Source organism: Paenibacillus glycanilyticus, assembly GCF_051200795.1.
In the GTDB taxonomy this organism is placed as follows: domain Bacteria; phylum Bacillota; class Bacilli; order Paenibacillales; family Paenibacillaceae; genus Pristimantibacillus; species Pristimantibacillus glycanilyticus.
The window spans coordinates 2,766,501-2,787,145 of sequence record NZ_CP195155.1 but is presented as its reverse complement, the minus strand read 5'-3'; the positions used below and the strand labels follow the sequence as shown (position 1 = coordinate 2,787,145).

The 20,645-nt window shown below is 52.8% G+C and carries 14 protein-coding genes; 1 reads left to right on the top strand and 13 read right to left on the bottom strand.

The window, feature by feature from the left end:
- Nucleotides 1–50: 50 nt before the first annotated feature.
- The 7 genes from ACR9FF_RS12760 to ACR9FF_RS12730 form a co-directional block, all read right to left on the bottom strand.
- Nucleotides 51–1,724, bottom strand: a complete 1,674-nt coding sequence (locus ACR9FF_RS12760; RefSeq protein WP_435171468.1) for an extracellular solute-binding protein — start codon at nt 1,722–1,724, stop codon at nt 51–53.
- Nucleotides 1,725–1,814: 90 nt separating this feature from the next.
- Nucleotides 1,815–2,720 (bottom strand): carbohydrate ABC transporter permease, encoded by a 906-nt coding sequence (locus ACR9FF_RS12755; protein WP_435171466.1) that lies wholly within the window; start codon nt 2,718–2,720, stop codon nt 1,815–1,817.
- A 30-nt stretch (nt 2,721–2,750) separates the two neighbouring features.
- Complete coding sequence (locus tag ACR9FF_RS12750) at nt 2,751–3,680, bottom strand: ABC transporter permease (protein WP_435171464.1); 930 nt, start codon at nt 3,678–3,680, stop codon at nt 2,751–2,753.
- A 184-nt stretch (nt 3,681–3,864) separates the two neighbouring features.
- Nucleotides 3,865–6,279 (bottom strand): family 43 glycosylhydrolase, encoded by a 2,415-nt coding sequence (locus ACR9FF_RS12745; RefSeq protein WP_435171462.1) that lies wholly within the window; start codon nt 6,277–6,279, stop codon nt 3,865–3,867.
- A 14-nt stretch (nt 6,280–6,293) separates the two neighbouring features.
- Nucleotides 6,294–7,253 (bottom strand): zinc-dependent alcohol dehydrogenase, encoded by a 960-nt coding sequence (locus ACR9FF_RS12740; protein WP_435171460.1) that lies wholly within the window; start codon nt 7,251–7,253, stop codon nt 6,294–6,296.
- Between the two features lie 553 nt (nt 7,254–7,806).
- The gene (locus ACR9FF_RS12735) at nt 7,807–8,682 is read right to left on the bottom strand and encodes an AraC family transcriptional regulator (RefSeq protein ID WP_435171458.1); all 876 of its coding nucleotides are present in this window, start codon (nt 8,680–8,682) and stop codon (nt 7,807–7,809) included.
- A 155-nt stretch (nt 8,683–8,837) separates the two neighbouring features.
- A complete protein-coding gene (locus ACR9FF_RS12730; protein ID WP_127491516.1) occupies nt 8,838–9,038 on the bottom strand; it encodes a hypothetical protein in 201 nt (66 codons plus the stop codon).
- A 441-nt stretch (nt 9,039–9,479) separates the two neighbouring features.
- Here ACR9FF_RS12730 and ACR9FF_RS12725 point away from each other — a divergent pair, with 441 nt between their 5' ends.
- The gene (locus ACR9FF_RS12725; RefSeq protein WP_127491518.1) at nt 9,480–10,088 is read left to right on the top strand and encodes a hypothetical protein; all 609 of its coding nucleotides are present in this window, start codon (nt 9,480–9,482) and stop codon (nt 10,086–10,088) included.
- A 25-nt stretch (nt 10,089–10,113) separates the two neighbouring features.
- On the opposite strand, the gene ACR9FF_RS12720 is transcribed toward ACR9FF_RS12725, so the two are convergent.
- From ACR9FF_RS12720 to ACR9FF_RS12695, 6 genes are all read right to left on the bottom strand, one after another.
- Nucleotides 10,114–10,791 (bottom strand): HAD family hydrolase, encoded by a 678-nt coding sequence (locus ACR9FF_RS12720; RefSeq protein ID WP_435171455.1) that lies wholly within the window; start codon nt 10,789–10,791, stop codon nt 10,114–10,116.
- A complete protein-coding gene (locus ACR9FF_RS12715; protein WP_435171453.1) occupies nt 10,784–11,578 on the bottom strand; it encodes an aminoglycoside adenylyltransferase domain-containing protein in 795 nt (264 codons plus the stop codon). The genes ACR9FF_RS12720 and ACR9FF_RS12715 overlap by 8 nt, the downstream gene beginning before the upstream one ends.
- Nucleotides 11,579–11,635: 57 nt before the next feature.
- Nucleotides 11,636–12,295 (bottom strand): hypothetical protein, encoded by a 660-nt coding sequence (locus tag ACR9FF_RS12710; protein WP_435171451.1) that lies wholly within the window; start codon nt 12,293–12,295, stop codon nt 11,636–11,638.
- Between the two features lie 119 nt (nt 12,296–12,414).
- Nucleotides 12,415–15,003: a metallophosphoesterase gene (locus tag ACR9FF_RS12705; RefSeq protein WP_435171449.1), complete on the bottom strand. Its 2,589-nt coding sequence runs from the start codon at nt 15,001–15,003 to the stop codon at nt 12,415–12,417.
- A gap of 2 nt (nt 15,004–15,005) precedes the next feature.
- Complete coding sequence (locus ACR9FF_RS12700) at nt 15,006–16,271, bottom strand: class I SAM-dependent methyltransferase (protein ID WP_435172096.1); 1,266 nt, start codon at nt 16,269–16,271, stop codon at nt 15,006–15,008.
- A 149-nt stretch (nt 16,272–16,420) separates the two neighbouring features.
- Nucleotides 16,421–20,617: a collagen-like repeat preface domain-containing protein gene (locus tag ACR9FF_RS12695; protein ID WP_435171447.1), complete on the bottom strand. Its 4,197-nt coding sequence runs from the start codon at nt 20,615–20,617 to the stop codon at nt 16,421–16,423.
- Nucleotides 20,618–20,645 lie beyond the last annotated feature (28 nt).

The following is a 20,645-nucleotide window of genomic DNA, read 5'->3' as shown; positions in this document are numbered from 1 at the left end:
AGTATATCTGCTCGGCCCTTTCGCTCACAGTGCAAAATATTCTTATTTGCCTATTTGCCGGCTATTTGCTTCAGGTTGTTCTGCCAAGCCTCCGTCTCGAAATCCAGCAGCTTCTGATAGCCTTGCGACATGGCTTCCTCTTCCGCTTTTTTCAGAATGGCATCTACTTCTTCATCGCTCTTGGCGAACAACGCTTGCGCATAATATTTCTTGAAGATCTCGTCAACAGCCGTTTTGGCAATGCCGGCCTCGGTATCGCCGGCAGGCATCAGATTAACGAAAGCCGTCAGATCCTGGGACGTTTTCCAGGTTACCGCCGCCTGCTGCGTATCCGGCCATTGCACTTGCTCCGGCTTCATCTTCGCGTTGTTGGCCATCTTCATCGTATCCAAATACGTCGTGTTGCCAACCCATGCCCAGCGGCCAAGCTTATCCTTGTCCTTTTCCTCTTGCGGCGTATTAAACCAGGTATCGTTCAGGACGGGATACTCGTTTGCATCCATTTCATCCCAGTACTTTCCTTTGGGTCCGAAGTATATAGTCGACATGCCTTCCGGACCTGTAAGCCAGTCTAAATAGGCAAAGATGGCTTCCGGATCCTTGGCGGCCATCGTGATGACGTTAACGTTCCAGCCCAGCTTGTTATAATTGTTCGGATACACCTTGTCCTTGCTTACGCCGTCTTTGTGAACCGGCCAAATGACTTCGTAACCGCTGTCCGGATCGTTTTTCCGCATCAAGGTATTGGCCGCGCTGATTTGATTTTCCAGTACGGAATAAGAAACGAATACGGCTGCTTTTCCGTTCGTAAGCTTCTCAAATACCTGCTCCTTCTTCTCCGTTAACGAATCCTGCGTCATCAGCTTCTCTCTGAACAGCTTGCTTGCGTATTTCATCGTTTCGTTAAACACCGGATCGGTGAAAATCGAGACAAACTTGCCGTCCGCAGGCACTGCGCGGTTCTGACCCGGCCAGTTCGGCGAATAACCTTCGCCAAAGCCGGAAGCGAGAATTTGAACGCCTTGTGCCTCAACGTCCGTCTCAAGTGGCACCATATCCGGGTAAGTTGCTTTGACCTTCTGCAGATACGCATACAAATCGTCAAAGGTCTCGAGCTTCGGAGAGCCCAGATCCTTATATACCTTGCGATTGATTAAATAACCCGCGTTCCCGTTAGCGGAAGTTGTGTACCAGTTCGGCATTTGATAGATATGGCCGTCCGGGGAGCGGAGCATGTTAATTGTCTCGTCGCCCATCCACTTCTTGAAGTTCGGATATTTGTTATAGTAATCGTCGAGCGGAACCAGCTTGCCGGCTTGGCGGAGCTTCTCCACATCCGGTCCGCGGTCCAGGAGAATGACGTCCGTCAGATCGTCGGTAGCGAGCATGGTGCTGAATTTCTGCTGCGCGGCGCCGCCTGATTGAACCGGATCAATCGTAACTTTCAGATTATCCTGAATCCACTTCGTGGCAACGTCTTCGGCCCAAGGATCAAGCGTAAGCCAGTCATAATTGCCGTACATGGAAAACTTAAGCGGCTGGCTTCCAAGCTCGAAGCCGGCCGGCGAAGCGGATGCGTTATCGGAGGATGGCGTTGATTCACCGGAGGATCCGGCCGGAGAAGCTTCCGGTTTGTTATTGCCATTGCTGCAGGCTCCGAGAACCGAGCCTGCAATAAGGAGCGCGGACGCGATGGCAAACCATGATTTCCTTGATCTCTTCATTGTCTAAGTAATCCCCTCTCGTCATTCTTTATTATATATAGAAACTCTTAGGGAGGAAGCAGGTAATCCGGCAGCCTCTCCGAAGAAACTCTACCCCTTGATGGAACCTACCAGAACGCCTTTTACAAAGTATTTCTGCAAAAAAGGATAGATCAGAATGATAGGCATAGAGGCGACAAGCATCGTTGCCATGCTGAGCGATTTGCTTGTGACGGTCTGAATCTTGCCGACGGCGTCAATTGCGGAAGCATTTCCTCCGGTCTGGGTCGCGAGCATTTCGGTCGCCAGATTGGAGTTGAGAATCTGCTGCAGGATGGAAGAGATGGGAAGCAAATTCATCTTATTGATATAGATAGCGGCGGTGAACCAATCATTCCAGTGATAGACCGCCGTGAACAACGCCAAAGTCGCGAACACCGGCCCCGATACGGGAATAACGATCCGGATGAAGGTTCCGATATTCGTGCAGCCGTCCATTCTGGCCGACTCCTCCAATCCGTCCGGCAGCTCGCGGAAGAAGGTTCGGAAGATAATCATGTTGTATACGCTGATCAAGGATGGAATAACGAGCACCCAGAACGTATTGTTGAGGTGCAGTTCCTTGTTCAGAACAAACGAAGGAATGAGTCCGCCGCTGAAGAACATGGTGAAGATGCAATAGAACATGTAGGGCTTGAAGAATAAAATCTTCGACTTCGATAATCCGTAAGCCAGCATCGAGGTTAAAGCAACGGAAAGCGTGGTCCCGACAAGAACGCGCAAGACCGAGATCAGAAAAGCGTGGGTAAGCCGTCCGTCTTCGAAGACCAGCTTGTAGTTGTCCAAGGTAAATACCCGCGGCCACAAGGTGATGTCGCCCCTCGCCGTGTCGGCACCCGCATTAAACGAAATGACAATGGCGTTCCAGAACGGATACAGAGTTACGATACCCAGCAGAATCAATGCGACGTATACAAAGGATTGGAATACCTTCTCGCCAGAGCTAAGCTTTGTCATATGAGAATCCTCGTTTCTTCGTTTCTAGCCTTACCACAAGCTTTGACCCGATTTTCGGGCCAACCGGTTTGCCCCGATGAGCAGCAGCACGTTAATGGCGGATTTGAACAATCCGACGGCAGCCGCATAAGAGAAGCGCTGGTTCTGAATGCCGATCCGGTATACGTAAGTATCGATGACATCGGATACGTTGCGGACAATCGCGTTAACCCCGTTGTTCGTCAAGATCAGAATATCCTCAAAGCCCGCGTTCATCACATTGCCAACCGCCAGGATCATGAAGATGACGATGACGGGCATGATGCTTGGCACCGTAATGGAGAACATCTGCCGGAAGCGGTTCGCCCCGTCGATGGAAGCCGATTCGTACAAGTGGGGATCTATGCCGGAAATGGCGGCCAGGTAGACGATGGATGCGAAGCCGATGTCCTTCCACACATTGCTCGCAATCAGGATTCCCCAAAAATAATTCGATTCGGAAAGCCAATTTACCGGCTCGTCGATCAGGTGCAGCTTCATCAGCAGTATATTAATGCTGCCATTGTCAACGGATAACATGGAGATGACGAATCCACCGACAATAACCCAAGACAGGAAGTGAGGTAAATAACTTACGGTCTGGATGATTCGCTTAAAGGCAGCCTTGCCTACTTCATTCAGAAGGAGCGCAAGCGCGATGGGTGCCGGGAAGCTGAAGATCAGCTTCAACAGGCTTACGACAACCGTGTTCCGCATAATGGTCCAGAAATCCGGAGAATGGAAGAACATCCGGAAGTGTTTGGTTCCCGCCCAAGGACTGTCGGCAAAGCCCTTGAACAAGTTATAATCCTGAAACGCCGTCACCACGCCGTACATGGGCAGATAACTGAACACAAAGAGCAGCAGCACGCCCGGAATAATCATGAGGTGAATATCCCATTCTCGTCTTAATCGTTTTTTTAACGGTAATTGTGTTCTCATCCTAACTGTCCCTCCAGTAACCAATTGCCTTGTTTTGTCTGTATTCAGCATACCTTCCGGCCGCCTGGACCATCAATCGACGCGAACAACGAAAAATAGACGGCAGCAACTGACTTCTGCAAATCTCTCTTACAAGACGATAGAAAGCCCTCCGCGAGGGGCGCGGAAGGCCTTCTATCAATCTCTATATCACAACATCGTTTGCTTTGCCCGGCATGCGAATAACAGGCCGGTTATCCTCCCAGTCGAGAGGAAACCAGGCATAACGAGAGTTCTCCAAATCATCCTTATTCCACCGGTCGGCCATAAAAATTCCCGGCTTATCCCCACCTTGCGGTTGAACGACCCAAGTTCCCTGCGCTTCAAAAGTTCGGTCCGCCCCTTCGCCCCGGCACGGATTGCCGACCGCCGTCCAAGGACCTTCAGGAGCGGACGATACGGCCCATTCTGCCTCGTTAGGCTCCCAGCCGGTACAGCCGGAGGTAATCATGTAATAGCGGCCGTCTTTCTTGAAGACTGCCGGCGCTTCTCTATAACGGCCTTCGAAATTGCGGGTATAAGCCTCTCGTACTCCCGTGTAATCGACGGACAGCTCCGTCACATGAAGAGTGGCATTACCTTCGGAGGAATAATAAAGATAGGCACGGTTATCCTCGTCTTGAAACAACGTAAAATCCCGGCTTTCCTCCCTGTTCGGCCGAAAGCTCCCGAGGTAACGGAACGGTCCTTCGGGCGATTCCGCCACGGCAATCCCGCAGCTGGCGGCTTTGTAATCCTCGTCGTCGGCATGCACCCACATGACGAATTGCTTGGCGGTATCGTTATAGAGAACCTTGGGACGCTCCACTACCCTGCTTGCATGCAATTCGCTCGCCGGATTCTTCTCCGCTTTAAGGGCAAGGCCCCGGAACTGCCAGTTGGTCAGATCGACCGAAGAATAACAGCCGATGCCCAGAAAGTCGACCCGGTTGATGCCGGCGGGACTCGTGGACGTCGAACCATGCTTATACTCGCCATACCAGTAGTAACTGCCATTGTGGAACAGCATGCTTCCCCCATGAGCATGAATGGGATGCCCTTCCGTATCCAGCCAAAGCTCGCCGGGCTTGCGTATGCGAGCAGGCGCAAGCTCCGCTCTCAGCGGTGCTGCAGGCAGTCCGGTGCCATTCTTCAGATTGGCGTTCATCCAGTTCCGCCAGCCGTAGCGGACAACCCTTGGATCCGGGACCTTCCCGCTGCATGCTTGAATCGTTCGGCCGTCTGCCAGCGCAAGCGCTGACGCGGGATGGAATACACCGTCCTCTCCAGCCAGCTCAAAGCCTTCTACGCCTTGCTCTCCCCCTTCCAGCCCGCTATCACAATGCCCGAAGCGAAGGCATGCTCCTCCGTTATCCGGCCATACGGCTTCGAGGACTGGCCCTTCGCAAACCGTTGGCGATCCATAAACTTTATTCAAAGCTGTTAGGGCTAGACGCTCCCCGACCGGCTTCTTATTCTTCGGATGGATATCCTCCCGCTCTCCGCAATCCAGTACCACAGCCATATGCGCATGGGGCACGATACGCGCGACCGCTTGTTGGGCTTCTCGCAGCAGCGGCCAATCTTCGCCCGATGCCGCGCTGCCCTTGCCAAAGAACGGCAGCTGAACATAGAGAAAAGGCAGAAGATAATCATCCCAATCCTCTTTCCATTTGTGAATCAAGGCGGATAGAAGCCGCTCGTATCGCCCGCCAAGCGCGATATCGTTTTCGCCCTGATAGAAAATAAACCCCTTTATTGCATAAGGGATAACACGCTTAACCATAGTGTAATAGAGTCCGCTTGGACGTTGTCGGCTGTGAGGCCCCAGAGGCATAGGCCAGGGATAGGGCGGAAGCAGCTCTGCTGGCAAGCGTTGCCTGATCCCTTCCTCGTGCTGCTGCACCTGCGCGAGGTAATGATTCATCTGCCGCTCGTATTCCGCGGGATTAAACTTTTCCATCGCCTTCCGGTGGTTCTCCACAATCGGTGCCAGCTCGGGATCGGCAAACAACGTCTCCTCCGGGATCCAGCAGGCTACCGACGTGTCTCCCCAGTTACAGCCGATTATGCCGATTGGAACGTCCAGCTCCTCGCGCAGGCTAGCCGCAAAATAATAGGCTGCCGCCGAGAATTTCCCGGCCGCTACCGGCGAAGATGACTCCCAGCGGGGTTGTCCATGCTCTTCTTCATTGTATAAGCTTTCGTGGGCGACTCGGGGAACATGGAAATACCGCAGAAGGGCATCTTGAGAACGCAGCAGCTCCTTTTGCCCGCCAAGAGACTCTTCCAAAGGCCATTCCATATTCGATTGGCCGCCCGCAAGCCACACGTCTCCGATCAAGAGATCGGAAATCGTCAAGCAATCGCCGCGACCCCTATCCTCGATACGCAATTCATAGGGACCTCCTGCTTCAAGCGCTGGCAGAACAGCCTCCCAATTTGTTTCACTGCCGGAGGCGGATGAGGAATAGTCCCCCAAGCTCACATGCAGCTCAACATCCGTTCCTTGCCAGCTGCCCCAAATCCGGATGGGCTTGTCACGCTGCAGCACCGCACCGTCCGCAAACAAAAAATTCACGCTGAATCTTCTTATCATAGCTTTGGAATCACCACTCCTTTCAAGTAACCGGCAGGCCGCTTCTCAAGCGATTCAAACGCCAATTGAATCTGATCCAGGGAAAACTTGTGGCTTACGATGCCATCAAGACAGAACACGCCTTTGTTAAGCAGCTGGACGGCTCTTCTCAAATCATCTTGCTCATTTAGGGAGTATCCCGGATGAGGCACGCGTATCTCGGCGGAACGCTCCACCATGCCCACGACGTCCATGCTTTCTGCCGCCGACTTGTACGAGCTCATCAATATGAGCCGGCCTCGGCCTGCCTTCAGCATTTTTATCCCGTCGTTGATGACCTTCGTATTGCCCGTTCCTTCGATAACGAAATCCGCCATATGGCCCCGCGTAATCTCGCGAATGGCTTCGACGGCATCCCCGGCCGCCGGATTAATCGTGTGCGTTGCCCCGTATTGCGCGGCCAGCTTCAGCTTCTCTTCATCCACGTCTACGGCAATCAATGCGCTAAGCGAATTGCCCGCAAGCGCTTGAACCGCCCATATCCCCATCGGCCCCGCACCGATAACTACCCCGTAATCGCCTGCCTCCGGGGCGGCGCCGCGCAGCACGGTAACGACGCATTTGAGAGGTTCTCCCAGCGCATGCTCCGGCTTAATGCCCGGCGCTATCTTCTCGCAGTTCTTTGCCGCTACCGTCATGTGTTCGGAGAACCCGTCAAGCGCTCCGGGCAAACCGGTGACAACATCCCCCCGCTCGAAGCCGGATACGCTTGCTCCCATCTCTATTATTTTGCCTACGAATTCGTGTCCCAGCGACATGGGAGCTTCTCCGATTCGTCCTTGGAAATGGTTCAGCTCCCATGTGCATAAACCGCAAGCTAAAACTTCCAGCAGCAATTCATCGCGCTGCAGCTTCAGCTCCGTTTCCTTTACCTCCAATTTGCCCGGTTCAATTAGATACGCTCTTCTCGTAAACACTCTGTCTCCGCCTCTCCCTTCAATTTTCTATTACTTACAACGCCAGCTTACCGCCATTCTTCCAATAGCAGAGAAGCCTCCCCGCGATTCGCGGGGATGATAAGGATAGATGTCTGTTATTATTTGACAACCAAGCTTGACATCCATGCTCATCTTGTATGCAGCTCCTGCCTCCAGCGGCAGATTTTCCTGGACGATCCCAAGCATAGTTTGTCGCGCTATCCTTCATCAATCTACCGCAGCAACGAAAAATACACCGCGGCAACGAAGTTCGGATCAAGCTGCAATTTCCACTCGCTTCTAACAAAAAAGCTGTACAGGGATAGTCCCTGTACAGCTTTTGACACCTATATTCAACCTTCCTTAAGAGCTAACGCCATGACGCCATATTAAGATTGCTCATTCTTATTCCCGGAACCAAATCCGATGACATAACCGTCCGGATCCTTCACCGAGAATTCCTTCCACACTCCCCAATCATGCTCGGATAGGACAGGCTCGGCTTCAATGATTGCCCCGTTTACTTTCAGCTCCGCATAGAAGATCGCTTGATCTATTCCTTCTGAATGACCGGTATCCAGATCTCGCTCCTGAACGTCGGCGAACTGGTATCCTTATGCTCATTCCACAAAATTTCGGGACCTTGCGCCGCTTCGTAATTCGAGGACGGAAACCATTCCGAGTAGATGCGTCCCCAAACATTTTGCAGCGTTGCCGGGAATGGCCCTACCGCTTCGAATACTGCCCATGTTCCGGCTTCAACCAGCAGTTCGCTGTAATGCTCCGGACATGCGGAACTCGTTGCTGCACCGATATAATGGTCTAGCTCTCCTTTTTCCTCCATACGGCCCTCGGAGAAATTTACGGAGGCGCTAATTAAGCCTGTAGGTGTCACGTTGGACAATGCTTTAAGCTCGCGGATCCTCTCCTCGGTCAAGCTCTGCCACATCGCGGCAATTTCCGGGTTCACGCCTTCAAATACAATCGGAACCCGCTTCATCAGCCCAACAATGCGGAACGCTTCCTTATCTTCAATCCGGTAATTCATTTCGTCTCCCCCTGTTATGGTTAATTGAAAGGACATGCGGGGAAAAGCTTTCAAAGACTGCCCTTGCTGCCTTGCCTCGGACGGTGTAAGCCCGTGAACAGCCTGAAATGCCTTGCTGAACGAATCCGCGGAGGTATAACCGTATTTGACCGCCACGTCGATCACTCTGGATGAAAAGTTCATCAGATCAAAAGCCGCCAACGTAAGTCTTCTCCTTCGGATATATTCAGACAAGGAAACCCCGGCAAGAAACGAGAACATGCGCGAAAAATGGTATTCCGAGCAGTGTGCCCTTCTGGCCGCTTCCTTGAGATCAATCTCCTCCGCCAAATGATCCTCGATATATTTCAAAGCCTGATTCATTTGTTCCAGCGTATTCATCCGTTTCCCCTCCTTTCCTCACCAATAGATTAACAAAAGGGAATTCTCCCTATCCGACTTTTCTTGCACAAGATTAACGGCAGGCAGCTTATGAGCTCTTAAAATTTAAAAAAGGCAAACCTATGCAGGCTCGCCTCTTCCTTGCCTAATATTTCCTAATATTGCCTAACTTCCTCGATAACAGAGATCGGAACATGCACAAGCACGTTGGACTGGTAACGCAGCTGCACGAACTGCTCCTCTACCTTTTCGATTTTCCCGCTCCATACTTTTCCCTTGCTGGTTCTTACGGCTACCGACTGCTGTGCAATCTGCGCATGCAATAAGTGCAATCGAATCGTTGAGATTGGTATCATCTCCTCTTCTGTTACCCGAGGTCCTCCAGCTCTTACCTATCCGGGACCTATTTCTTGATTTTAAAGGACCCGACGTTTTTGCACAATTGTTTAATTGCTTACTTAGAAAATTAAATATGATACTCCAATAAAATTACTTCTTCGTTTCATTTCGTTGCACTCCCGCATACCTGATGCCACTAGGTTTTCTTTTTCCCCCTTCCCACCGCAACTTACCAAACATAAAGACGTACAATTGTATAATTCAGGAAGATGGTAATAGTAATACATAAGGGATGCCGACTTATCCTGCCCCTCCTTTACGAAAATGTATATTTGAAATAAAGACTTTAGAAGGATGGAAGTGAGCACATTGGTACTTTCGAACATTTCCATACGGGTTCATATTTTGGTACACTAAACGTTACGATTGTCACAGTCAGCTAAGGGAGGATTTATACATTGCGAGTAAAAGAGAATCTGATTGGCGCTGCAATCGCTTTTGTACTCATCTGCGGTGCGGGAGCCATCGGCGCGAATTACGTTCTTAAAGCCATGGATAGTGGGGATAAGACTGAAACAACCGATAAAACGGAAACAACGGATACAGTACAACCGCTGCATGTTCCGCAAGTTGACTTTGCGGCGAATTCGACGGAAGGTAAAGCGATCGCGAAGATTAAGGAGTATCATTCGACCTTCGATCTCAAGGTAACGGGCGGCGGACTGGATAATTTCAAGCCGGACAACGATACCGCCTGGGAGGAGTTTCTCGCGTCGGAAGTCTTCAACGCCAAAAATTACGAAGACATTGGCAAAGCCCTGTCTAGCGTCGAAGGTCTGCAGATTGATATGAACAACCTGATCGAGCTTGCCGATATTGCCCGCAAGAAGCATGATCCGGATGCTTTGCGTTTCATGCACCGTATTTTGCATGATTTGGACTTATACGCATTCCCTAATAAAGATACCGTCCAGCGCGATTACTGGGGGGTAACGAACACCGCTCCCTCCGGCGACAATGCGAACCGGGATGAGATGGAGAAGTTTCTGGCCGCTAATAAAAAGTAATGGAAAAACCGGGAACACGAAAGTGTTACCCGGTTTTTGTCTGAATGAAACTGTAGATAAGATTCGGTATCTCCGATAAATCATCGCATGCGAAGTCCGTATACTCGTTAGGATCGGCCCTTTGCTTCCATACGGTCCTCATCCCCAGCTCCTTCGCCGGTATCATATCTTTCTTCATGTTATCGCCTACAAAAACGGCCTCCGCTGCGGATACGTTCAGGTTGGATAGGGATAATTGAAAAATAGCGGGATCCGGCTTCCGCAAACCTACCGCTTCCGAGATGACAATGTCGTCAAAATAATCCTCGATGCCTAAAGCCCGTATTTTGTCCCGCTGATAAAACGCTCTTCCGTTCGTAATCATGCCTAATTTGAATGCGGCCTTCTTCAGACCGATAAGCATTTCCGCAAGCCCCGGATAACCGATAGCATGCTTCGAAAAATTACAATTCAGATCCTCCAGCATAACGGCAAGCAAGGAGCTGTCCATGTCGAAAAACCCGATTAAATCCTTATAGACCTCTTCCTTCGGACGAACGACATGATTCATTTCCGTAAACTTTCGAATATATTCCCCTTTGTCTATACGATAGGCTTCCAGAGCATAAGCATCATATTGATAATTGGCGAATCCGATTAAGGATTGATGTTTATCCAGCAACGTTTGGTCCAGATCGAAAATAACGGCAGCGATCTTATTCATTCAAGCACTCCTTAATCATATAGTCCATATAGGCTAAGGCATCTTGTCTGCGTTTGAAGACGTTAAGGTACAAGGATTTGGAGTTGCCCTCTCGCAAACGAATGGATTCCCGTAAAATAAGATGCCATCTTGCCGGTACATGCCGCATGGCATATTGACCTGCCCCTGATTTCGAGATCAGATCCCGTTCCTTAATCGAGTAATAAATGCGGGAAACGCCAAGCACACCCCACTCAATCATCCAGCCTTTCATGAACATGCCGAAGTAAGGCAAGGAAGGAAATTTCTCAGCTCGTCTTTTCCATTTCAGCCAATAGTGCTCTAAATTCAACTTCATGTTACGGATTAAGACATCCCAATCAATCGTATAGCCGAAGGTTTGGGGAGCCGGCCCGATTATCGCCATCCCGTAATGCTTGAGCTGGAACGCATCAACCGAATTTTTGGATAACCGCTCTAATCCGACCAACCTGCCGCTATTAAAATAATAGTAAGGGCAATCCTGATCTTCGAGACTGTCCAAATCCGCCTTCCATATGTACCTGCCGTCCAAGCTGATCTTCGGACGGCTTTTTTCCAGATCGAAATGGATCCGCTCGAGGACCTTCACTTCTTGCTCCGTTAACGGCCGGTAGGTGACTGCCGCAAAATCCAAATCGCTAACCCCTTCCTGAAAGGAGGCAAGCGAGATGGATCCGAACAGGTAGAAGGCTTCCAATAGGCCGGGCAGATCCTTGTTCATTCTGGCGAAGTATTGATCCAATACCGTTTGGACTTGCTCAGGCATCGTCATTCGCTTCACCCTCAAATGTAGGATAAAGAGAGAATAACACAGGATAGGAAATTATAAAATACTGGAAATACCTTGGGGATCTCCTAACCGAATGACTGTCAGGACAGGCTCGAACACGGCAACGCTGCCCGTCATGCTCTCTACGACCAGGCTGATTGCCGCTCCTTCAGGAAGAGAAAGGATATGCGTTCTGCTTATTCCAGCCGTAATGGAATCACCATTCTTGCCATTGCCAAGCCTTCCTCTTGTTTTGCCAATACCTTCACCATCTACGAAAAGGATAAAAGTTGCATTCGACACGGGAGGTACCGTAGCGTTGACGGAATACGAGACCAGATATAAGCCGGCATGGGACACTACAATGGCACCGTCCCGCAAATCCGTATTCTCCGAATCATAGAGCTCCGTCACCTCGATCGCCTCACCGCTCACCGGCTTAATTTCCGAGACTGTTCCGGCGTCTCCAAAGCTTGTAAACGGATTACCCGACGGTCCCGGTATTCCTTGCGGCCCGGACGGCCCGGGCGGTCCGGTTAATCCCGTTGGTCCCGTTGGTCCCGTTGGTCCTGTTGGCCCGGTTGGTCCCGTAGCGCCGGTTCTTCCCGTTAATCCGGTTGGTCCGGGAGGTCCGGGCGGACCTTGAATGCCTTGCGGCCCGGGTGGTCCTGTCATACCTGTCAATCCCGTATAACCTGTTAATCCATCACTCATCCGCTGCTCACCTTCCATCCTTTTTCTACTAGATTATATGTGCCATTCGACAAGCTTGTCTGTACATTAGCAATAGAAAAAACGCACCTGAACAGTGCGTTTTTCCTGAAATAATCTACTCATAGCCTTGGGTCGATTTCCTTTTCTTTAGCCACCTCGAACAGCAGATTTGCTGCGATATTTTTGTAATGCTCATTATCCGGCGAGATCTCTGCGTGAGGAACGGCCAGCATCCGTTGACCGATCCGGTATTCCGCAGCAGAGGTGCGAAGCTTCTGACTGACATTCTTTTGCTTCATCAGCTTGTTGTATTTATGAGGGAATCGATAGTCATACCCGTACACGATGGACAAGTACTCCGCATTCCGAACCTTGATAAATGGAACAACCTGATCTCCGTTCGTTTCCGGCTTAATGACCACGCCTTCCATCTTCTGATCGACGGTCAGCTTGGAGAAAAATTGCTCCGATTGCTCAGCTGCGTGCTCTTTCGTCAAGTCCAGGAGCAGGAATTCGTCGTCCGAGAGAAAGCGATACATTTCGGAGGTTTTCCAGCTTACCGGAAGCTCCTCTTGACCGGATTCATAAATGATTTTCAGCAGAGCAAAAGGCTTATAGGCAAGCTCGCCTTCTTCCGCATACAGCTCCATTTGTTGTTTATAGGTTTCGTAAGCAGCCTGGTGGACATCCAGCGGCACATAGGAATCAAGGACGGCAGGCAGATGCTTGTAGTTCTGATAGGTGATCGATCCGTATTTTTTGTTTAACTCCGCCTTTGGCGTATGATGTTGATCCTTTTCGAAGCCGCTTGCGCGGTAACCCTCGGCTAACTGATGAAGAGCCGCTTCAAATCCGTTCTGCTGCAGAAAAGCGATCTCGGTCTCTAGCGCCTTCTCAATAGGCTTGAATTGCCGCTGGATCAATCCCTCCCCCATTGCCTGCCAAGGAAGCAGTTCTCCGTCCAGGATAAGCATTTCTATTGCATGATCTCTCATAAAACCGCCAAATTTGTTAAGCAGCCCGGAATAGATGCCGTTCATATCCACTTTCTTGATTTTGTATCCGTTACGGCTGATCGCAAAGCATTGCTCCGCATCGGCATGGAGATAAATATTGCATCTCGAGCCCATATACTTCGGCTGCAGCACAACTTCCTTCACACCGCGCTCCGCGTAATACTGCAAACCTTTGCGGATAGATTCCAATTGGCCCGCCGAATCATCCTTATCCGCCGGAGCCATCGTTCCGGAAATATAATTGATCTTGTGATGAGTGGCGTAGCGTAGGCGGCGCAGCTCCTCTTCCCCTAAATCCTGAACCGCTACTTTTCGTACCGACACAAATAATGGTTTCAGCTCCTCGGTCATATAAGCCTGTTTGGATGGCTGGGACTTATAAAATGGCTTATAAGACAGGCTCACAGCGGTTAGTGCGTTACCATGCACGCAGCCGGAATCGACATGGACTTTATTTTTGATCCGGAACGCATTCTTCGCGGCGACATGCCCGAATACATGAAACGGATAATTGCTCACCGCTTCTTCCTCCAGAAATTTCAGCTGCGACTCCAACTCTGCTTCGCGGTCAATCCGAAAATTCCGCTGATGGCGAACCGAATGCGTATCCAGCTTGCCGATATATTTGTTCCGGCATGGCGCATGAGTGACATAAAAGGAAGAACCGTTGCCGCCAACCAGGCGGTAAAAAGGCTTCGACACCGCAACAAGCTGATGAAATTGCTCAAGCAGCTCCGGATCGCCGGCAAGCACCTGCGTGGAGTCGAAATACGTATGCAGCAGCTCCTGGTCGACTCCCTGTACATCCCCTTTTAAATACTTGTGAACGAAATTTTCGTGATTGCCCAGCACAAAATAGAAATGCTCCCGATTCTCATAAAGAAACTGAATCGTGTCCCTGGTCTGTTTTCCTTTGTCAATCCAATCACCCACAAGGACGATTTTCGTATCTTTGACCCGGTCAGCAGGCGTTAAGGTATTCCCTTCAATCTGATAACCGTAGCTGCGCAGCAGGGATTGGAACGTATCCAGGCATTCGTGGATATCTCCTACCACGATATATTTATAGCGGCTTGGCAGCGCGGTTGCCAGGTAGTCATCCAGATTCTCAATTTGAACCCGGTATTCGGGATTTGTTTTCTTCTCCGTGACGGAGTAGAAATCTTTGGCCCTTATTTTGTGAACGGCGGTATAGCCTTCTCTGGATAAAGAACGCAGCACTTCGGTCTTGAGACGGTTAAGGTGTGCCGTGATCACCTTTTTGGAACGCTCGGAGGCGTAATAATCGGCACGGTTGCGATAATCGAACAGGATAACTTCCACATTGTAGTTGTTCTCATGGGCGATTTCTCTCACTTTTGCGCGGAAATCCTCTGCCAGCCCCGTTGTATCTACAATGACGAATTCCGCATTGACCGGAAAGGAGGTTACAAGCTTCAGCTTGGTAAACAACAATTGAAAAGCCTGATCGCTTGCTTCCAGCATGACCCGGTCATATTTATCGTAATCAAAGCCCAATACCTCCTGCCTGATGGAATCCGAGGACAAGTATTGTATATTGGATGTAATGCCCTTCTCTTCATCCCGGAACTTCAGGCCCGGAATCAATATTTCGTTCGCGAAGGTAGACTTCCCGCATTCCGTTGAGCCGACCATTAGAAAGATGGTATGGATTTTTGTTGAGATCTGCATGGTTATGCCCCTCTTTTCTTCAAAATAACGCCTTGCGTTGTCCGGATGCCGTTCACGCCATCGCCGATTGCGATAAATTCCATATCCCATTTGATTTCATGAATGATATCCTCGAACCAATGCCGGAATTCTTTTTGCGTCATCTCCCATTTGTGATCTTCGTGCCTCATGTTCTGAAGCTCGTAATAGGGATTAAAGTCAGCATTAGGCGTTGTCAAAATAAATTGATCGAACTCGATATGGGCACAAATCGTTTGAATAAGCTGCTTGGCATCATCCATGCTCATATGCTCGATAACCTCGGTCAGGATAATATCGACCTGTTCCCCGTTGTAATCCTCCAAGAAATGCTCAATCGACCGGTAAAGCGCAATGTTCTCGATTTCTTTCAAGCTTGCTTTACGTTCAACGGCTGCAAGCTGCTCCTCGTTAATATCGATCGCATAATAGCTTCCCTCTATCTTTTTGGAGAAAGGTATCGCGTAAAAGCCTTCCCCGCAGCCGACATCCAATATAGATTTATCGAATGTAAGGGAGCTGCCGATATAATTCCTTCTCTGGAACGCCGTTCCGCCGAAATCAAAGTCAATGGCGTAACGTTCCGTATGCTCCAATGCCTGTTTGTATTTCCAGAAGCTCGACTTGGACTGCAGGAAGTTTCTAGCGAATAGGCTGCGAATATAAAAGGGAGCATCAATGACTTGAATGCTATGAATATATTTGTCCAGAACTTCATCGTTGATATCGATATACTCCTTGCCCGACATGGCCAGGAACAGGCAGAGGACGCTAACCACATGAAGGAAATGATACAAGCTCTTCTCGGTTGTGACCGTTAACGCATAGCTCTTGCCGGATAACGATTGATATTCGAAGCTGCAATCCCGCATGTGCTTCTCGAACATCTCGACGTAGCGGACCCATTCCACATGAACCATATTGATGTGGAAAGCATGCACGAATCCGTCTATATCCTCTTCATGCCGGGTTTTGTAAGGTGCCGAAAAATATTCGTTGATGGCATTAAGCGGAAGCAACGGCGTATTGTACCTGGAAACATTCAAATATTCGAATTGTTCCTCTTCGCTTTCTTTATAGGAAATTTCATTGTCCGCATCCTTGAAATAGACATTGTAAGCCGAGTCGTTGGTATACCAGCCAAAGGCCATACCTTTCCGGACGGATCGGATTTGCATGCCGGAGCCCGGATTCTTTTTTAAGAGATAAGAAAATTTCGGATTCGTAGATTTCAACTGCACGATGGCCATAAGGTTCATTCCCTTCTTCCTTCACAACTTCTAATCGCATTTTCACATATCTTCCAATCAAGGAACACGGCAAAAGTATTACGACACTGCTTTTTAAGAGCAAAAAAACAGCACGTTGGCCTGAGGAACCATCGTGCTGCTGTCTCTTTTTAAGTTAAACGGTGCATGCTCCAGACAATTCCTCCCGAGTTGGCCCCGCCTAATATAAGCGCAACGGTTAACCCATCCGCATTGTAAAACAATCCGATTACGTCTCCCGCATTCAAAGTTACGTCGCCGGATAAGGTAACCGTGCCATTCCCCAATATGGCCCTAAGGTTGAGAAGCGTAACGTTAACATTGAGAAGCGGGAATAATCCGCTAATAAGCGTCGTAGCCGTTGGCGAAGTTCGTTGGACGGCAAAGGAGGGATTTATACCTGCTCCTAGAGATAAGGTTATTGCGGCTGTTGTTGAATAGTTGATCGTCGCCAGGATTTCATATCTGCCTGTAACCGGAACGGTATAATTGCCTGTGACGGCGTTAAAGCTGGCGCTTGTAAAATACGGCGAAGCCGTCGACCAGTTGGTCAATTGCTGGCTTGCCGCCAAATTCAGCGTACTTATAAATCCCGAAAACCCTTCCGTCAGGATGTTCGGGCCGGTAGCTCCTGTTGCTCCCGTTGCTCCCGTTGCTCCTGTTGCTCCTGTAGCTCCTGTTGCGCCCGTAGCTCCTGTGGCTCCTGTCACTCCCGTAGCTCCTGTTGCGCCTGTTGCGCCTGTGGCTCCTGTGGCTCCCGTGGCTCCTGTGGCTCCCGTTGCACCTGTCGCTCCCGTCGCCCCCGTTGCACCTGTCGCACCTGTCGCACCCGTGGCTCCCGTTGCTCCTGTCGGCCCCGTCGCACCTGTGGCTCCTGTTTCGCCCGTCGGCCCCGTCGCTCCCGTGGCTCCCGTTGCACCTGTCGCTCCTGTCGCGCCCGTGGCTCCTGTTGCTCCTGTAGCTCCCGTGGCCCCTGTCGCACCTGTTGCTCCCGTGGCTCCTGTGGCTCCTGTTGCTCCCGTCGCACCTGTAGCTCCTATTGCTCCTGTGGCACCCGTCTCGCCCGTTGCACCTGTCGCTCCTGTGGCCCCTGTCGCACCTGTCGCTCCCGTGGCTCCCGTCTCGCCTGTGGCACCTGTCGCACCCGTCGCTCCTGTAGCTCCCGTGACTCCCGTTGCTCCCGTTGCTCCCGTCTCGCCTGTGGCTCCTGTCGATCCCGTTGCACCTGTCGCTCCCGTTTCCCCTGACGCTCCCGTCGCGCCCGTGGCCCCTGTCGCTCCCGTCTCACCCGTCGCTCCCGTGGCTCCCGTGGCTCCCGTGGCTCCCGTAGCTCCAGTAGCTCCTGTAGCTCCCGTGGCCCCTGTCGCGCCTGTTGCTCCCGTGGCTCCAGTCTCACCCGTCGCACCCGTCGCTCCTGTCGCTCCTGTCGCACCCGTGGCTCCCGTGGCCCCCGTCGCTCCCGTTGCTCCTGTTTCGCCTGTCACCCCTGTCGCTCCCGTCTCGCCCGTCGCCCCTGTCGCACCCGTTGCTCCTGTCGCTCCTGTCGCGCCCGTTACTCCCGTCTCGCCTGTCGTCCCTGTCGCACCCGTGGCTCCTGTAGTTCCTGTCGCACCCGTGGCTCCTGCAGCTCCTGTAGCTCCCGTCACCCCTGTCGCACCCGTCTCGCCCGTTGCACCTGTCGCCCCCGTCGCTCCCGTGGTTCCCGTGGCTCCCGTCGCACCAGTTGCTCCTGTAGCTCCCGTTACCCCTGTCGCCCCCGTCTCGCCCGTTGCACCTGTCGCTCCCGTGGCACCCGTCGTCCCCGTTGCTCCTGTCGCACCAGTTGCTCCTGTCGCTCCCGTCGCACCTGTCGCTCCCGTCGCCCCCGCCGCTCCTGTCGCTCCCGTGGTTCCCGTGGCTCCCGTATCGCCCGTGGCTCCCGTATCGCCCGTTGCCCCTGTCGCTCCTGTAAGTCCCGTCGCTCCCGTCGCTCCCGTCGCTCCCGTCGCTCCCGCTGTCCCCGTGGCTCCTGTTGCTCCTGTTGCGCCAGTATTACCTGTAGCTCCGGTTTCACCTGTCGCACCTGTCGCACCCGTTGCACCTGTCGCGCCCGTCGCACCTGTCGCCCCCGTTGCTCCCGTCTCGCCCGTCGCTCCCGTCGCCCCTGTTGCACCCGTAGCACCTGTTGCACCCGTAGCTCCCGTTGCCCCCGTCGCGCCCGTTACTCCCGTTGCTCCCGTTGCTCCTGTTGCTCCCGTTGCTCCTGTTGCTCCCGTTGCTCCCGTCTCGCCTGTCGCCCCCGTCGCACCTGTCGCACCTGTAGCTCCCGCTGCCCCCGTGGCTCCCGTTGCCCCCGTCGCACCTGTCGCTCCCGTAGCTCCCGCTGCCCCCGTGGCTCCCGTTGCCCCCGTCGCGCCCATTACTCCCGTTGCACCTGTCGCGCCCGTTACTCCCGTTGCACCCGTCGCTCCCGCTGTCCCCGTGGCTCCCGTGGCTCCCGTCTCACCTGTGGCTCCTGTCGCTCCAGTCTCACCCGTCGCACCTGTCGCACCCATAACTCCCGTCGCTCCCGCTGTCCCCGTGGCTCCCGTGGCTCCCGTTGCACCTGTCGCGCCCGTTACTCCCGTTGCACCTGTCGCTCCCGTTGCCCCCGTGGCTCCCGTCGCTCCCGTCGCTCCAGCTCCCGTTGCACCTGTCGCTCCCGTCGCTCCCGCCGCGCCTGTCGCACCTGTGGCTCCCGTTGCTCCCGTGGCTCCTGTTGCTCCCGTCTCTCCTGTCGCACCAGTTACTCCCGTTGCTCCTGTGGCCCCTGTCGCACCCGTTGCTCCTGTGGCTCCCGTTGCTCCTGTCGGGCCCGTCGCGCCCGTGGCTCCCGTGGCTCCCGTGGCTCCCGTTGCCCCCGTTGCTCCCGTCTCGCCTGTGGCACCTGTCTCACCCGTCGCACCTGTGGCTCCCGTTGCTCCCGTGGCTCCTATTGCTCCCGTTGCCCCTGTCGCTCCTGTAAGTCCCGTCGCTCCCGTTGCTCCCGTCGCTCCTGTCGGCCCCGTCGCTCCCGTCGCTCCCGTCGCTCCTGTTGCCCCTGTCGCGCCCGTGGCTCCCGTCGCTCCTGTCGCACCCGTCGCTCCCGTGGCTCCCGTCGCGCCCGTTACTCCCGTCTCGCCTGTCGCCCCTGTCGCTCCCGTGGCCCCTATCGCTCCCGTCGCTCCCGTGGCTCCCGTTGCCCCCGTGGCTCCTGTTGCTCCCGTCTCGCCTGTGGCTCCTGTCGTACCTGTCGCTCCCGTCGCTCCCGTGGCCCCTGTAGCTCCCGTGGCTCCTGTTGCTCCTGTTGCTCCCGTGGCACCCGTCGCACCTGTGGCTCCTGTCGCTCCCGTTGCTCCCGTCTCGCCTGTCGCCCCCGTCGCACCTGTCGCTCCTGTAGCTCCCGTAGCTCCCGTAGCTCCCGCTGCCCCCGTGGATCCCGTTGCCCCCATCGCGCCCGTTACTCCCGTTGCTCCCGTTGCCCCTGTCGCTCCTGTCGCACCCGTCTCGCCCGTCGCTCCCGTTGCCCCTGTCGCACCCGTTGCTCCCGTCGCCCCTTTGGCTCCCGTTGCTCCCGTCGCTCCTGTAACTCCTGTTGCGCCAGTATTACCTGTAGCTCCGGTTTCACCTCCGCTACTGCCTGTTGGCCCTGTTACACCGGTTGCCCCTGTTGGCCCTGTTGGCCCAGTTGCTCCTGCTTCACCGGTTGCACCGGTTGAACCCGTTACTCCCGGATCACCTACCGCCCCAGTCGCACCGGTTGCTCCAACAAGCCCTTGCACACCTTGTGCTCCTTGCGCCCCCTGCGCTCCTTGCGCTCCTTGCGCACCTTGAGGCCCCGCAGGTCCTGCCGGCCCTGTAGCTCCCGTTGCACCCGGTTGGCAATGGCATCTTAACGCATCCGCCAATATTGCCTGAATAGAAGAAATAATCGTTATGAACCTGCTCGTATAACTGGGATCCAGACAACCCTGCCTCACGATAGACAACAAAACATTCATCAGTTGCTGTAAGGCAATACCGACGCTCAGGGTTGCAAAAGGAGTTATTTTAGCCGTTACTAGTGCCAGCTCTATTCTGGCAACCAGACGGGCTTTGTTCGCATTTTTTATTCTCGAGCACTCCGTTATTTTCAGCAGCCTGCTTAAAAGCTCCTGAAGGTATACGATTGCTTGGGGAGTTGGAGCATCCTTCAGCACAATAGGTATAATCGTCCTTAACTCTTGCAGAAGCTGCAAAACCGTACCCGTTTCTTGCCCAAATCCTTTTATTTTGGATTTATGTCTATTTTGGTTTCCCAAAGCGCCTTTCATCGGTTTCCGGCGTTTCATCCGTTCCACCTCCCCGTGCTTCTCCAAA